This is a genomic window from Xenophilus arseniciresistens (assembly GCF_028023875.1).
GTDB lineage: Bacteria > Pseudomonadota > Gammaproteobacteria > Burkholderiales > Burkholderiaceae_C > Xenophilus > Xenophilus arseniciresistens.
In genome coordinates, this window is sequence record NZ_JAQIPB010000006.1 from 305338 (window position 1) to 320092 (window position 14755).

11 protein-coding genes are annotated in these 14755 nt (G+C 70.7%); 5 read left to right on the top strand and 6 right to left on the bottom strand.

Features of this window, described 5'->3' with window-relative positions:
• Positions 1-91: 91 nt before the first annotated feature.
• Positions 92-2026: a propionate catabolism operon regulatory protein PrpR gene (gene prpR, locus PGB34_RS14265; RefSeq protein WP_271428748.1), complete on the bottom strand. Its 1935-nt coding sequence runs from the start codon at positions 2024-2026 to the stop codon at positions 92-94.
• Between the two features lie 159 nt (positions 2027-2185).
• Here prpR and PGB34_RS14270 point away from each other — a divergent pair, with 159 nt between their 5' ends.
• From PGB34_RS14270 to PGB34_RS14290, 5 genes are read left to right on the top strand one after another with little or no spacing between them, the layout of a single operon-like run.
• A complete protein-coding gene (locus tag PGB34_RS14270; protein WP_271428749.1) occupies positions 2186-3394 on the top strand; it encodes a CaiB/BaiF CoA transferase family protein in 1209 nt (402 codons plus the stop codon).
• Positions 3391-4335: a hydroxymethylglutaryl-CoA lyase gene (locus tag PGB34_RS14275; RefSeq protein ID WP_271428750.1), complete on the top strand. Its 945-nt coding sequence runs from the start codon at positions 3391-3393 to the stop codon at positions 4333-4335. Before PGB34_RS14270 ends, PGB34_RS14275 begins: the two co-directional genes overlap by 4 nt.
• Before the next feature lie 54 nt (positions 4336-4389).
• On the top strand, positions 4390-5400 hold the full coding sequence (locus PGB34_RS14280) for a Bug family tripartite tricarboxylate transporter substrate binding protein (protein ID WP_271428751.1): 1011 nt from the start codon (positions 4390-4392) through the stop codon (positions 5398-5400).
• Positions 5401-5424: 24 nt separating this feature from the next.
• Positions 5425-6393, top strand: coding sequence for a TAXI family TRAP transporter solute-binding subunit (locus PGB34_RS14285; RefSeq protein WP_271428752.1), 969 nt, complete (start codon positions 5425-5427; stop codon positions 6391-6393).
• A gap of 23 nt (positions 6394-6416) precedes the next feature.
• Positions 6417-7412, top strand: a complete 996-nt coding sequence (locus PGB34_RS14290) for a Bug family tripartite tricarboxylate transporter substrate binding protein (RefSeq protein WP_271428753.1) — start codon at positions 6417-6419, stop codon at positions 7410-7412.
• Between the two features lie 22 nt (positions 7413-7434).
• Here PGB34_RS14290 and PGB34_RS14295 read toward each other — a convergent pair whose 3' ends face one another.
• The 5 genes from PGB34_RS14295 to PGB34_RS14315 form a co-directional block, all read right to left on the bottom strand.
• Positions 7435-7824, bottom strand: a complete 390-nt coding sequence (locus PGB34_RS14295; RefSeq protein WP_271428754.1) for a hypothetical protein — start codon at positions 7822-7824, stop codon at positions 7435-7437.
• A 78-nt stretch (positions 7825-7902) separates the two neighbouring features.
• Entirely contained in the window at positions 7903-11025 is a 3123-nt protein-coding gene (locus PGB34_RS14300) for an efflux RND transporter permease subunit (RefSeq protein WP_271428755.1), read from the bottom strand.
• A gap of 53 nt (positions 11026-11078) precedes the next feature.
• On the bottom strand, positions 11079-12287 hold the full coding sequence (locus tag PGB34_RS14305) for an efflux RND transporter periplasmic adaptor subunit (RefSeq protein WP_271428756.1): 1209 nt from the start codon (positions 12285-12287) through the stop codon (positions 11079-11081).
• Positions 12288-12319: 32 nt separating this feature from the next.
• The gene (locus tag PGB34_RS14310) at positions 12320-13903 is read right to left on the bottom strand and encodes an efflux transporter outer membrane subunit (protein ID WP_271428757.1); all 1584 of its coding nucleotides are present in this window, start codon (positions 13901-13903) and stop codon (positions 12320-12322) included.
• Positions 13900-14667, bottom strand: coding sequence for a CerR family C-terminal domain-containing protein (locus PGB34_RS14315; RefSeq protein WP_271428758.1), 768 nt, complete (start codon positions 14665-14667; stop codon positions 13900-13902). Before PGB34_RS14315 ends, PGB34_RS14310 begins: the two co-directional genes overlap by 4 nt.
• Positions 14668-14755 lie beyond the last annotated feature (88 nt).

The window sequence follows — 14755 nt, forward strand, 5'->3', positions numbered from 1 at the left end:
GGTGGAGGCCGAGGTGACGGGGGTCTGGACATTCTCCGCGCACCGCCGCACGGGCCTTGGGCAGGCCTTGCGGTGCGCGCTCGGGTCGCGTTCAGCCGGGCGCCTGCGCTTCGCCTTCCTTGAGCCGGCGCCACAGCGTCGATCGGCTGATGCCCAGCCGGCGAGCCGCTTCGGCGCGGCTGCCGTTGCAGGCGGCCAGCGCGTCGGCGATGGCCTGCGCCGAGACGCCCGCGGAACCCGGCGCCGTGCCTGCGCCTTCGGCCGTGACGAACAGCTCGGGGCAGTCTGCGGCCAGGTCCTCGTAGCCGGCCGCGCTCAGCTGCTTGCGGTCTGCAAACACCACCGCCATGCGCTCGCAGACGTTCTCCAGCTCGCGCACGTTGCCGGGCCAGCGGTAGGCCTGCAGGCGTGCCGCGAGCGGCGCCAGCAGTTCCTGCGCCGGGATGCGGCAACCCAGCTCGCGCAGGCTGCGGGCCACGAAGGCGTGGGCGAGGGCCTGCACGTCGGCAGCGCGATCGCGCAGCGGCGGCAGCCGCAGCCGCAGGATGTTGAGGCGGTAGTAGAGGTCGGCACGGAAGCGCCGGCTCTGCACCAGTTCATCGAGCGGCTGGTTGGTGGCGGCAATGACGCGCACGTCCACCGGCACCGGCATCACGCCGCCCACGCGTACCACCTCGCGCTCCTGCAGCACGCGCAGCAGCCGTGTCTGCAGCAGCACCGGCATGTCGCCGATCTCGTCGAGAAAGAGCGTGCCGGTGTGCGCGGCCTCCAGCAGGCCGACCTTGCCGCCCTTGCGCGAACCCGAGAACGCGCCTTCCTCGTAGCCGAACAGCTCGCTTTCCAGCAGCGTCTCGGGCACGGCCGCGCAGTTGATGGCCAGGAAGGGGCGGTCGCTTCGGGCGCTCGCGTTGTGCACGGCCTGCGCGAACAGTTCCTTGCCGGTGCCGCTTTCGCCGGTGATGAGGATGGTCTTGCCCGAGGTCGCGAAGCGCCGGGCGCTGGCGCGTGCGCGCTCGAAGGCCACGCTGTCGCCCTGCAGCTGATCGAAGTGCCAGCGCGCGCTGGGATGCTGGCGGCTGCGGCGCTGCGTGCGCAGCGCGGTGTCGGCCTGCTCGATGGTGGTCGCGTCATACAGCGTGACCATGGCGCCCACCACTTCGCCGCGCTCGCGCATCAGGGTGCGGTTGACCAGCCATTCGCGCCGGTCGATCTGCGTGACGCGCTGGCGCTCCTCCGCGCGGCTGGCCAGCGTGTCGGTGAGCGAGAGCAGGGGATGCACCTCGTCCAGGCGCTGGCCCATCACGGTGGCACGCAACTGGCCCAGCACGCGTTCCATCGGCGTGTTCAGCGCGATCACCACGCCGTTCACATCGACGGCGAGCACCGCTTCCTGGAGGTTGTGCAGCACGCCGTTGAGCTGGTCGTAGCGCGCGGCGTCGCGCTGCGCGGCGCGGGCCAGTTCCACCGCGTCCTGGAAGCCCTGGCGCACCGAAGCCGGCGAATAGGCCAGGATGCCGCGCAGCCCGGCGGCTTCAGCCAGCTCGACCACGATGCTCGATCCGATGAAGACCCTGAAGCCCTGCGCGACCAGTTCGTCGAAGGCGATGCGTGCGTCCTGCAGCGTTCGGTAGGCGCGTTGCGCGATCTCGATGTCGAGCAGCGCACGGGCGGCGTCCAGTTCGGCGATGGTGTCGCCGTAAGTGATGATCGCCACGCGCCGGTCGAGCTGGCGCGCCGCGCGCAGGGCCACCAGGATGTCGTAGCCCGTGACCTTGATGGTCGCCACCGGCGCACCGAGCGCCGCCTTCAGCAGCGCGGCGTTGGAGCCGGCACTCACGAAGGCGTCCACGGCCTTGGCCTGCTCGCGTTCGCGCGCCTGGGCAACGGCGTCGTCAAAGGCGCGGTCCACGAACTCGATCTCTGCCACCGCCTCGAACTCGGCCGCGACCTCCATGGCCATGCGGCTCAGGTTGGCATAGCTGAGGAAGCACAGGCGGATTTTGCGAAGGGGAGGACTGGCCATCATTCTTGCGACGTTTCATCGCGTTTCATGAAACGGATCCGGCATTCTGACCAGGCAGGCGGTGGCACGCAAGTCATTGATTTGAAAGGGATGAATCCACCGTTCGGGCTTTGGCATGCCCCTTGCGATGAACGGGCACAGAGCCGCTGAACACCCCTTTTCATGAAACCTTTGCACGGCAAGCTGGTCCTCGACCTGACCCACATGCTCTCCGGTCCCTACGGCACCATGCTGCTGACCGACCTGGGCGCACGCACCATCAAGGTGGAGCCGCCCGGACGCGGTGAAGGCACGCGGGAGCTGCTGGCGCGGGACCCCGAGCATTCGCGCCAGGGCATGGGCGCGTACTTCCTCACCCTCAACCGCGGCAAGGAAAGCGTGTGCATCGACCTCAAGGCCGATGCCGGCCGGGCCGTGTTCCACGACCTGGTGAGGCAGGCCGACGTGGTGTTCGACAACTTCGCGGCCGGGGTGACCCGGCGGCTGGGCATCCACCACGAGGCGCTGGCGCAGATCAATCCGCGCATCGTGACCTGCTCGGTGACCGGCTTCGGTGAGACCGGGCCCGACATCCACCGCCCGGCCTTCGACCAGGTGGTGCAGGCCATGGGCGGCGGCATGAGCATCACGGGGCTGCAGGACGGCCCGCCGATCCGCGCCGGCATTCCCATCGGCGACCTCGGCGGCGGCCTGTTCGGCGCGCTCGGCGTGCTGGCCGCGCTGACGGCGCGCGAGAGCACCGGCCGCGGCCAGCATGTGGACGTGTCCATGCTCGACGCGCAGGTGTCGATGCTGAACTACATGGCCACGATGCACCTCATGTCGGGCCGGCTGCCCGAGCGCATCGGCAACAGCCACTTCGTGCACGTGCCCTACAACACCTACGCCACGCGCGACGGCCACATCATCGTCGCGTGCATTGGCGACGCCTTCTTCGAGCGGCTGCTGGACGTCATCGAGCACCCGGCGCTGCGCGAGCCGCAGTACAGGCACCAGCCGGCCCGGCTGGCCGACAAGGCGCGCATCGACGCGGTGCTGAACGAGCTTTTCGCGCAGGACACTTCGGCCCACTGGCTGGCCCGCCTGCGCGCGGCGCGCGTGCCCTGCGGGCCGGTCAACGACTTTGCCCAGGCGCTGGCCGATCCACAGGTGCTGGCCCGCCACATGGTGGTGGAAGTGCCGCTGGCCGATGGCAGCAGCGTGCGCATGCCCGGCAACCCCATCAAGCTGTCGGAAGCGACCGAGGAAGACGACACGCGTTTCACGGCGCCGCCCGCGATCGGCCAAAACACCGAGGAGGTGCTGCGCGAGCTGCTGGCCTACCCCGCGCCGCAGCTTGCCGCGCTGCGGGCGGCCGGAGTGATCGCATGACGCAGGGGCAGGGCGTGCTGCAGGCGACGGATGAGCGCATCGTCGTCACCGACGTGTCGCCGCGCGACGGGCTGCAGAGCCAACCGGTGCCGGTGTCCACGCCGGCCAAGCTCGAACTGATCCGCCTGCTGGCGGCCGCAGGCGTGCCCAGCATCGAGGCCACCAGCTTCGTTTCGCCCAAGGCGGTGCCGCAGATGGCCGACGCCGCCGCGGTGCTGGCCGGTCTTGCGCAGGCCGCGCCGGGGCTGCGCGCCTCGGTGCTGGCGCCGAACCTCAAGGGCCTGGACCGGGCGCTGGCGGCCGGCGCCCGCGAGGTCGCGGTGGTGCTCTCGGCCACCGAAACCATGAACCGGCGCAACATCAACATGGGCCTGGCCGACGCGACCGCCGTGTCTGAAGAAACCCTGCGTGCGGCGCGCGGGCACGGGCTCGCCACGCGCGCCTACGTCGCCGTGGCGGTGGAGTGCCCGTTCGAGGGGGCCGTCGCGCCCGGCGTGGTCGTTGAACTCGCCGAGCGCATGCTTGCGGCCGGCGCTGACGAGATCGTGCTGGCCGACACCATCGGTGCCGCCTCGCCCGGGCAGGTGCGCGCGCTGCTACGGGCCGCCGCGCCCAGCATTCCCGTGGCGCAGACGGGCGTCCATCTGCACGACACGCGCGGCTTCGGCGTGGCCAATGCGTGGGTCGCGCTCGAGGCCGGCATCCGCCGCTTCGACGCCAGTGCCGGCGGCATCGGCGGCTGCCCCTTTGCGCCCGGTGCCGCAGGCAATTTGGCGACGGAGGATCTGGTGCTGCTGGCGCAGCAGTCGGGCCTGGCCACCGGCATCTCGCTCGATGGGCTGGCTGCCGCGGTCGCATTTGCCGAACAGCAACTCGACCGGCCGCTCGGGGGCCGCAGCCTTGGATGGTGGCGCCGCCGCGCCCGGCCGGCACCGGGCTGATTTCTCTGTTTTTTTCCGCTCCATGCCCACAACGAAAACGAGGACGAGACAAGCATGCAACCTATCCAATCACGCCGAAGCTGGCTGGCCGTACTGGGCGCAGTCGCCATTGCCTGTGCGCTGCCCGCGCCTGCGGCCCGCGCACAGGCCACAGGGCAACCCACCTGGCAGCCCACCAAGCCCATCCGCCTGATCGTGCCCTTCACCCCCGGCGGCGTGACCGACACGAGCGGGCGCGTGGTCGCCGACTTCCTCGGCCGGCGCCTGGGCCAGCAGGTGCTGGTGGACAACAAGCCCGGCGCGTCCGGCAACATCGGCATGGCGCTGGCGAAGGATGCGCCGGCCGACGGCTACACGCTGGTGCTGGGCTTCGACGGCACCATGGTCATCAACCCCCATGTGTTCGCCAAGGTGCCCTTCGACACGCTCAAGGACTTCACGCCCATCGGCAAGATCGGCAACGCAACGCTGCTGCTGGTGGCCAACCCGGCCCTGCCGGTCAAGACTGCGGCCGAGCTGATCGAGTCCTCGAAGACCAGCGCCGGCGGCTATGCCTACGGCACATCGGGCACGGGCGGTACGCCGCACATCGCGGGCGAACTGCTGAAGATGAAGACCGGCGCGAAGCTCACGCATGTGCCGTACAAGGGCGGCGGCCAGGCGCTGACCGATGTGGTGGGTGGGCAGATTCCGCTGGTCTACACCGCCGTGGCGGGTGCCCATGGCTTCGTGAAGAACGGCAAGGTGCGCGCCATTGCGGTCTCCAGCGCCAGGCGCTCGTCGGCGCTGCCGGAGGTGCCGACCTTCGCCGAAGCGGGCGTGCCGGACTACGTGGTGGATTCGTGGGTCGCGCTGCTGGCGCCCGCCGGCCTGCCGCCCGAGGTGGCGGCGCGCCTGAACACCGAGCTCAATGCGGTGCTCAATGACCCCGAGGCGCGCGAGAAGCTGCGCACGCTGGGCATCGAAGCCACACCGGGCACGCCCGCGCAGCTGCGCGAGGACATGGCCGCCGACCTGTCGCGCTACGCTGCGGTGATCAAGGCGGCCGGCATCAAGATCGACTGAACAACCTTCACACTGAGCAGCACGATGACACAGCAAGACAAGGGCGCGCGCCTCGATCTCACGATGGTCGGCGACTGGGGCACGGCCAACTTCCACACCATCTGGGGCTGGGTTTCGGCGCACCTGCGCTGGCGCTCGGCACCGCTGTCGAAGTTCAACATCCGCACCGGCAGCGCCTACCGCGACAGCGTCGAGCTCGTGGGCATGGGCGAAGCCGACCTCTCGGTGACCACGCCCATCCACATCGGCGTGCGCTGGGCGCGCGAAGGGAAGCACTTCTATGCCAACCGCGCCTTCCCCAACCTGCGCACCCTGGGTCACCTGCCGCAGGACGACCGGCTCACGCTGGCGGTGCGCGCCGAGACGGGCATCCGCTCCTTCGCGGACATCCGCGAGAAAAAGCCCGCCCTGCACATCGCCATGCCCCCGCGCGACAACGATTGCCTTTGCAGCTACGTGATCGACCTGATCTTCCGGGCCCACGGCATCGATCCGATGGACATCGTGAAGTGGGGCGGCTCGTACTTCGAGCATGAGAACCCGCGCGCAACGCTGAAGGCCGCGCAGGCCGGCCACTGCAACGCGGTGTTCAACGAGGCCATCATGGTCTCGAACTGGAGCGAGCTGGTGGCGCAGTTTCCGATGAACTTCATCCCCATCGAGCCCGAGGCCATGCAGACCCTCACCGGCGAGTACGGCCTCAGGCCCGCCGTGATCGAGAAGGGGCGCCTGCGCAACGATCAGGACGTGCCCTGCCTGGACTGGTCGAACTGGGGCGTGCTGTGCCGCGACGACATGCCCGACGATGTCGCCTACCGCGTCACGGCCGTGATGGTGGAAGAGCGCGCCGAGTTCGAGGCGCGCTTTCGCCACATGCCGGTGCATCAGAGTCCGCTCACCTATCCCATCGACCCGAAGCGCATGCCGCACGACGTGGATGCGCCGCTGCATCCTGGCGCCGAGCGCTACTACCGCGAGCACGGCTACCTGTGACGCGACCCACCGAGGAGAGGCCCTTGACGAACGACGATCCCCACCGCTCGAACATGCGCCGCCGCACGCTGCTGGGCTCTGCGCTCGCGGCCACCCTCGCGCCGCTTGGCCACGCGCATGCGCAGGCCTATCCCACGCGCACGGTGAGCATCATCGTGCCCTTCGGCCCTGGCAATGCCTACGACATGATGGCGCGCTACCTGGGCGAGCGCCTGCGCGATGCGCTGGGCCAGCCCTTCATCGTCGAAGCGAAGCAGGGCGCGCTGGGCGGCGTTGCGGCCTCCTACGTTGCACGCGCGCAGCCTGATGGCTATACGCTGCTGTTCGGCGCCAACTCCACGCACGCGGCCAACGTCCACCTGTTCAAGAGCATTCCCTACGACCCGGTGGCCGACTTCGCGCCGATCACCACGCTGGCGACCATTCCCCAGGTGCTGGTGGTCTCGCCGACCTTGAACGTCAACAGCCTGCGCGAGCTGATGGCACTGGCCAGGCAGCAGCCCGGCAAGCTGAACTACGGCAGCTCCAGCGCCACCGGCCGCGTGGCCTCCGAGGCCTTCCGCCAGATGGCCGGCATCGACGCCGTCCACATCCCGTACAAGACCTCGGCGCAGGCCATCACCGACCTCGTGAGCGGCCAGTTGCATTTCCTGGTGACCGATGCGGGCCTGGGCGTGGCGCAGTGGCAGGGCGGCAAGGTGAAGGCGCTGGCCGTCACCTCGGCCCAGCGCGTGCCGGCCATCCCAGAGCTGCCGACCATGACCGAAGCCGGCCTGCCGGGCTACGAGTTCACCGCCTGGCTGGCGCTGTTCGCGCCGGCCAGAACGCCCCAGCCCGTGGTTGCCAGACTCGCGGAAACCGCAGACGGCATCGTGCGCAGCCCCGGCATGCAGGAGTACCTTGCCCGGATGTATGCGCTGCCGTTTCCGGGCACGCCGCAGTCGCTCAAGGCGCTGATCGACAAGGACTCCGCGCGCTGGGGGCAACTGATCAAGGCTGCGGGGATTGAGCCCGAGTAGGCGGCACAGCGGGCTCGCGACCTCAGGGCCGTTCCAGCCGATCCCCCGGGGGCGGCAGGCCCAGCACCGCGCGGCCATCCGGTGAAGGCACGAACTGCGGCCCGCTGGGCGGCATGGGCGCGCTGGGCGGACGCGGTGGCGCCATCACTTCGGCGCGCCCGTCGGCCGAGCGTTGGGGAGCCTGCAGAGGCGCGCCGCCGCTGGTGGCGCGGTCCAGCTGCTGGCCGGCGCCGCGCACACAGGCCTGGCGCTGCGGCGCGGGCAGGCCGGCGCGGTTGCAGCGCGCGATCTGCTGCTCGTAGCGCTGCTGCGCAGCCGTGCCGACCTGCGCCCGCGCCGTGGGCGTGGCCAGCACCGGCAGTAGCGCCAGGGCCGCCGTCGCCAGAAGTGGATGCAAGTGCTGGAAGCTCATGCCTTCAGCATGCGCCGGCGCGCACGCGGGCGTTGTGCGCCTTCGGCCGCAGCCGCGGTAGGCGCACGGCGCGCAGCTTCAACCTTCATGCCGGGGCGGCCGGGCCGCTGGGGGCAGGGCGGCGGTCTGGGCGGCTGGCGGCTGGCGGCGCAGGCGGCCGAACTGGCGCCTGAGCCAATGCTCGAAGTCGTCCACATAGGTGAACACCGCGGGCACCACCAGCAGGCTCAGCACCGTGGAGGTGATGAGGCCGCCGATCACGGCCGTGGCCATGGGCGAGCGGAAGCTCGCGTCGGCCGCGCCCCAGCCGATGGCGATGGGCAGCATGCCCGCGCCCATGGCCAGCGTGGTCATGATGATGGGGCGCGCGCGCTTGTGGCAGGCGTCCAGCAGCGCGTCCCAGCGGCTCAGGCCGTGGTCGCGCCGCGCCACGATGGCGTACTCCACAAGCAGGATCGAGTTCTTGGTCGCGATGCCCATGAGCATGATCAGCCCGATGAGCGAAGGCATGGAGAAGCTCTTGTTGGCGATCAGGAGGCCCACGAAGGCGCCGCCCAGCGACAGCGGCAGCGCGGCCAGGATGGTGGCCGGCTGCAGGAAGTCCTTGAACAGCAGCACCAGCACGATGTAGATGCACAGGATGCCCGTGAGCATGGCCAGGCCGAAGCCCGTGAACAGCTCGCCCATGGCCTCGGCGTCGCCGATGTCGATGATGCGCACGCTGGCCGGCAGCGCCTTGACCGAGGGCAGCTGGCGCACGGCTTCGGTCAGGTCGCTCAGGCCGCGCGAGCCCAGCTCGATCTCGAAGTTCATGTTGCGCGCGCGGTCGTAGCGGCTGATCACGGCCGGCCCGCCCGCCAGCTCGAAGCTGGCCACTTCGCCCAGGCGCACCGGGCCCCGGCTGCCCGGCACCGTCAGGCGTTCCAGCTGCGCCAGGTCTTCGCGCGCGTCGTCGGCCAGGCGCACCATGATCGGCACCTGGCGCTCGGCCAGGTTCAGCTTGGGCAGGTTGTTGTCGTAGTCGCCCATCGTGGCCACGCGCAGGGTGTCGGCAATGGCCGCGCTGGTCACGCCCAGGTCGGCGGCACGCGCGAAGTCGGGGCGCACCACGATCTCGGGCCGCACCAGGCTGGCCAGCGAGGTGACGTTGCCGATGCCCGGCAGCGTGCGCAGTTCGCGCTCCACGGCCGTGGCGGCCTGGCGCAGCGCGTGCGGGTCCTGGCTGGACAGGGCCAGCACGTACTTGTCGTTGGAGCCGCCCAGACCCACACCGAAGCGCGCGCCCGGCAGGTCCTGAAGGGCCTCGCGGATCTGGGCTTCGATCACCTGCTTCTTGGGCCGTTCGCCGCGCGGCGAGAGCTGCAGCGTGAGCGTGGCCTTGCGCGATTCCACGAAGTTGCCCGAGAACGGATCGGCCCCCGCGCTGCCCGCGCCGATGGCAGTGTAGATGTCGTGGATGTGGTCGATCTTGAGCAGGCGCTGGCGCACGCGCTCGGCCGCTTCCATGGTCTGCTGCAGCTTGGTGCCCGGCGGCAGCTCCACGCGCACCTGGGTCTGCACGTTGTCGTCGGGCGGGATGAAGCCCGAGGGCAGCAGCGGGATCATGGCCAGCGAGGCGAAGAAGAACACAGTGGCGCCCACCATGGTGAGCACCCGGTGGTGCAGGCAGGCCTTGACCCAGCGCATGTAGATGGCGAGCCAGCCCGGGTCCTTGTCGTCGTGCGTGACCAGCGGCTTGAGCATGTAGGCCGCCATCATGGGTGTGAGCAGCCGCGCCACCACCAGCGAGGCAAAGACCGCGAGCGAGGCGGTCCAGCCGAACTGCTTGAAGAACTTGCCGACCACGCCGCTCATGAAGGCCGTGGGCAGGAACACCGCGATCAGCGTGAAGGTGGTCGCGATCACGGCCAGGCCGATCTCGTCGGCCGCTTCCATCGCCGCCTGGTAGGGGCTCTTGCCCATGCGCAGGTGGCGCACGATGTTCTCCACCTCCACGATGGCATCGTCGACCAGGATGCCCACCACCAGCGACAGGGCCAGCAGCGTGATGATGTTGATCGAGAAGCCCAGCAGGTACATGCCGATGAAGGCCGGGATCACCGACAGCGGCAGCGCCACGGCCGAGACGATGGTGGCACGCCAGTCGCGCAGGAACAGCCACACCACCAGCACGGCGAGGAGGGCGCCCTCGTACAACAGCTTCATCGAGGCGTCGTATTCCTCGGCCGCGATCTTCACGAAGTCCAGCGTGCGCGTGAGCTGGATGTGCGGGAAGTCCTTCTGCAACTGGGCCAGGGCCTTCTCCACGCCCCCGCCCACTTCAACTTCGCTGGCGCCGCGGCTGCGGGCCACTTCGAAGCCCACCACCTGCTTGCCGTTGAGCAGCGCGGCGGCGCGCTGCTCGGCCACCGTGTCCTCGATGCTGGCCACGTCAGCCAGCGCAATGCGGCGCCCGTCGGCCAGCGGAATCTGCATGCGCCGCAGCTCGTCGGCCGAGGCCACGGTGGCGATGGTGCGCACCGGCTGCTCGGTGTGGCCCAGGTCGGTGCGCCCGCCCGCGCTTTCCTGCTGCACCTGGCGCAGCTGGCGCGACACATCGGCCGCCGTGGCGCCCAGTGCCTGGAGCCGGGCTGGGTCAAGGGCCACGCGGATCTCGCGCGCCGCGCCGCCCACGCGGTTGACCGCGCCCACGCCGGGCACGGCCATGAGCCGGCGTGCGATGGTGTCGTCCACGAACCAGGACAGGGCCTCGTCGTCCATCCGGTCTGAATGGATGGCGAAGGCCAGGATGGGCTGCGAAGCCAGGTCCAGCTTGGTGACGATGGGATCGCGCAGGTCGGCCGGCATGTCCGAGCGCACGCGGCTCACGGCCGAGCGCACGTCGTCGACGGCCTCCTGGATCGGCTTCTCGAGCACGAACTCGGCCGCGATGGTGGCCGAGCCGTCGGTCAGGGTGGTGGTGACGTGCTTGAGGCCCTGCAAGGTGGCGATGGCGTTCTCGACCTTGCGGGCCACGTCGTTTTCAAGCTGCGCGGGCGAGGCGCCGGGCAGCGCGGCGGTGACGATCACCACCGGCAGGTCCATGTCGGGGAAGTTCTGCACCTTCATCTGCTTGAAGGAGAACAGGCCCGCCAAGGTGAGCAGCACGAAGATCATCGCCGCCGGGATGGGGTTCTTGATCGACCAGGAAGAGAGGTTCATGGGCGGGCGCCTTCAGAACAAAAGAGACAACAGCGGCATGCGGCGGCGCACATTCAGCGGGCCGGGGTGGCGGCCGGTGCCGCAGGCGCGGGGGACGGGGCAGGCTGGCCGGGCTGGGCTGCGGCCTCGGCCACGCGCACCAGGTCGCCGTCGTTGAGAAAGCCTGCGCCTTCCACCACCACCTGCGAATCGGGTCCGAACTGCTCGCCCTTGACCTCGATGCGATCGCCGATGCGGCGCCCGGCCTGCACGCGCGTGAGCCGCACGCGCTGGTCGTCCTGCAGCACCATCACGGTGTTGAAGCCGTCGCGCGGCACCACCGCCACCTGCGGGACGGTGAGCGCCTCGCTCTGGCCAATCAGGAACTCGCCGCGCGCGAACATGCCCGCGCGCAGGGCGCCTTCGCTCTGCATCAGGCCCGGCAGATCGACGTAGACAAGCGCATTGCGCGTCTGCGGATCGACCGTGGGCGCGATGCTGCGCAGCTTGCCCTGAACCTGTCCGCCGCCGGGCGCGGTGACGGTGGCGGGCAGGCCCACGCTGAGTTGGCCCAGCTCGGCAGAACCCACTTCGGCGCGCCATTCCAGGCGGCCCTGGCGGATCAGCTTGAACAGCTCGGTGCCTGCGCCCACCACGCTGCCCACCGTGGCCGTGCGCGAGGAGATCACGCCGTCATCGGGCGCCAGCACCTGCGTGTTGCGTCCGCGCACCTGCTGGGCGGCCAGCACGGCCTCGGCAGCTTCCACGCGCGCCCTGGCCGTCTGCTCGGTGGTCTGGTACTGGTTGATCTGCTGCTGGCTCATGGCACCAGTCTGGGCCAGCGTGCGCGCGCGCGCGGCGTTGCCGGCGGCATCGGCGGCGCTGGCGCGGGCCTCGGCCAGCGAGGCGCGGGCCTGCGCCACGTCGGCATTGACCGTCTCGGGCGAGAACAGCGCGAGCACCTGGCCCTTCTTCACGCGGTCGCCCACGTTCACGCGCACCTCGGCCAGGCGCAGGCCGTTCGATTCGGAGCCCACGCTGGCTTCCTGCCAGGCCGCGACGTTGCCGTTGGCCGCCAGCGTGATGGGCAACTGCGCGGTCGTGGGCCGGGCCACGCGCACGGTCAGCGCAGGGCGTGCCGCATCGGCAGCCGGCGTGCCGCCCGCGCTCTGGGCCTTGTCGGCCGGTTCCGGGCCGCCGCGCCCCTTGAGGAAGGCCAGGGCGGCCAGCACGAGGACGGCCACGGCAAGGAGGATCAGGACGAGACGTTTCTTGGAAGTCATGGTGCGTGAAGAAAAGAGTCTCTGGCGGGCTTTCAGCGGCGGGGCGCCTGGGCTGGCTCGGTAGAAGGGGACGAGGAGGATGTGGGGGATGAGGGGGCTGCGGCGCCGGTCGACGCGACGGCCTGGCCTTCGCGCTGCCAACCGCCGCCCACGGCGCGGTACAGCAGCACCCAGGCTTCGGCGCGCTCGCGCTGCAGCGCCACGCGCGCAGTCTGGGCTGCGAAGAGCGTGCGGCGCGCGTCCTCCAGCTCGAACTGGCTGGCCAGCCCGCTGTCGTAGCGCGTCTGCGCGGCGCGCAATGCGGCGTCGTAGCCGGCTACGGCCGTGTCGGCGTCGGCCGCGCGGGCATCGGTGTCCTGCAGCTTGAGCAGGGCTTCCTCCACTTCGCGCACGGCCTGGCGCACCTTCGCGCGGTACTGGCTCGCGGCTTCGTCGTAGCGGGCCTGCGCAGCCTCGGCGTTGGCGCGGCGCGTGCCGCCATCGAAGATCGGCGCGGTGAGCGAGACCGGGCCCACGCTCCAGGTGTCCAGCGTCTGGCGGAACTCGCCGCTGCGAAGCTGCAGCCGGCCGATGTTGCCGCCCAGCGTCAGCCGCGGGTAGCGCTGCGCCTGGGCCGAGCCTACTTCGGCGCTGGCGGCGGCCACGGCCTGCTCGGCTGCGAACACGTCGGGGCGCTGGGCGAGCACGCGGGCCGGCACGCTGTCCACCGGGTGCAGGGCCGGCAGCGCCAGTTGCACGGGGGCGGCATCCAGCCTGCGGGCCAGCGCGCCGGCCTCCAGGCCCGTGAGCGCCACCAGGCTCTGGCGCAGCAGCGCGCACTGGGTGCGCTGCTGCGTCAGCCGCGCGCCCGCATCGGCGGCACCCGCGCGCGCCAGGGCCGCATCGGCAGGGGCCGTGAAGCCGGCATCGGCCGAAAGCTGCGTCAGGCGTGCGCTTTCGCGCCGCGAGGCGGCATCGCTTTCGGCCACCGCCAACTGGCGCGAGCAGGCGCGTTCGGCGAAGTAGCCATTGGCGGTTTCGGCCGCCACCGACACCCGCGCCTCATGCCATTGCGCCTGGCTGGCGTCGAGCCGCGCGCTGGCCGCATCGCGGCTGGCGCGCAGGCCGCCGAAGAGGTCGATTTCCCAGCCCGCCTGGAGGCCGGCCTGCAAGGTGGTGATGGCCGGCAGCGAGCTGCCGGCGCCCCCCGTGGCGCTGGTGCCCGTGCTGCCCACGCCGCCGCCCAGCCCGCCTGAGGCGCTCATGCTGTTGCCGCGGCTGGCCGTGAGCGAGCCGTCCAGGTTGGGCAGCAGCGCCGCGCCGGCCTGCACGCGGGCGGCGCGGGCTTCGCTCACGCGCGCGGCGGCGCTGGCGAGGTTGGGGCTGGCGGCCTGTGCTGCTTCGATCAGTTCGGTCAGCAGCGGATCGCCCGCGCCCTGCCACCACTGCGCCAGCGCGGCCTGCGAGCCCGCATGCGGCAGGGTGGCTGCCGCATCGGGCAGGGGTGTCTGCCAGGCCGGCGGCACGGGCGTGTCGATCTGCGCCGGCGGGCGCGTGAGGCCGCAGGCGCTCAGGGCCAGCGGCAGGGCGGCCAGCGCGTAACGGCGCCACAGGAAGAAGGCAGGGCGAGAAGTCATGGCGAAGAGGCGCGTCGGCGCGAAGGCTTCGGGGAGGCGGCAGGAGGGGTGCCAGGAGAGGCGAAGGCAGCAGCCTGGGCCGATGCGGCGCGGCGCTGCACCTCGTCGTCGAGCAGGGCGTGGGCATAGCGCACCAGGCGGTCGGCCCAGCGGTCGATCGCCGCTGCATCGTGAACCAGCGAAGGGCGGATCACGTCGATGAAATCGTGGGTCACGAACAGCTGCAGCGCCAGGCCCGTGATTGCGAAGGCCAGCCGGTGCACGTCGTCGTCGGGCGCCACGCCCAGATGTCGGCTCAGCACGTTCACCAGCACCCCGTGCGGGCCCTTGATGTCGCGCTCGACCTCCTTGGCCCATTGGCTGGTCGGTTCGAGCATCTCGCGCAGGTGCAGTCGGGTGCATTGGCGCATGATCTCGCCCTGCTTGAGCGGCTGCACGTAGGCCAACAGGAACAGGCGCAGGGCTTCCCTCGCGGGCAGGTCGGTGGCGTCCTGCAGGGCCGCCAGATCATTCGCATCGCCGCACAGCGGCTCGTTGAAGCAGGCTGCGTACAGGCCGGCCTTGTCGCCGAAGTAGTAGCTGATGGCCGCGATGTTCGCGCCGGCCGCCTGCGCGATCTCGCGCGTGGAAGTCTTGGCGAAACCCTTCTGGGCGAACAGCGACAGGGCGCACAGCAGCAGCCGCTGCCGGGCCTCGGCGCCGTCGCTGCGGGACGCGCGAAGCCCACGGCCGGCCGGTGCGCGAGGAGAGTCAGTCGTGCTCATGAGTGCCGCATTACAGCACGACATCAAACGATTGATTGATCTGTTACCTGGGTAGACAGATGGGCGCAAGCGCGCGCCACGGCCCGCC

What these genes read in the sequence shown, in the direction of transcription:
- PGB34_RS14310 (WP_271428757.1), bottom strand. Translation starts at nt 13,903, where the DNA reads ATGACTTCTCGCCCTGCCTTCTTCCTGTGGCGCCGTTACGCGCTGGCC.
- PGB34_RS14315 (WP_271428758.1), bottom strand. Translation starts at nt 14,667, where the DNA reads ATGAGCACGACTGACTCTCCTCGCGCACCGGCCGGCCGTGGGCTTCGC.
- PGB34_RS14295 (WP_271428754.1), bottom strand. Translation starts at nt 7,824, where the DNA reads ATGAGCTTCCAGCACTTGCATCCACTTCTGGCGACGGCGGCCCTGGCG.
- PGB34_RS14300 (WP_271428755.1), bottom strand. Translation starts at nt 11,025, where the DNA reads ATGAACCTCTCTTCCTGGTCGATCAAGAACCCCATCCCGGCGGCGATG.
- PGB34_RS14280 (WP_271428751.1), top strand. Translation starts at nt 4,390, where the DNA reads ATGCAACCTATCCAATCACGCCGAAGCTGGCTGGCCGTACTGGGCGCA.
- PGB34_RS14285 (WP_271428752.1), top strand. Translation starts at nt 5,425, where the DNA reads ATGACACAGCAAGACAAGGGCGCGCGCCTCGATCTCACGATGGTCGGC.
- prpR (WP_271428748.1), bottom strand. Translation starts at nt 2,026, where the DNA reads ATGATGGCCAGTCCTCCCCTTCGCAAAATCCGCCTGTGCTTCCTCAGC.
- PGB34_RS14305 (WP_271428756.1), bottom strand. Translation starts at nt 12,287, where the DNA reads ATGACTTCCAAGAAACGTCTCGTCCTGATCCTCCTTGCCGTGGCCGTC.
- PGB34_RS14275 (WP_271428750.1), top strand. Translation starts at nt 3,391, where the DNA reads ATGACGCAGGGGCAGGGCGTGCTGCAGGCGACGGATGAGCGCATCGTC.
- PGB34_RS14270 (WP_271428749.1), top strand. Translation starts at nt 2,186, where the DNA reads ATGAAACCTTTGCACGGCAAGCTGGTCCTCGACCTGACCCACATGCTC.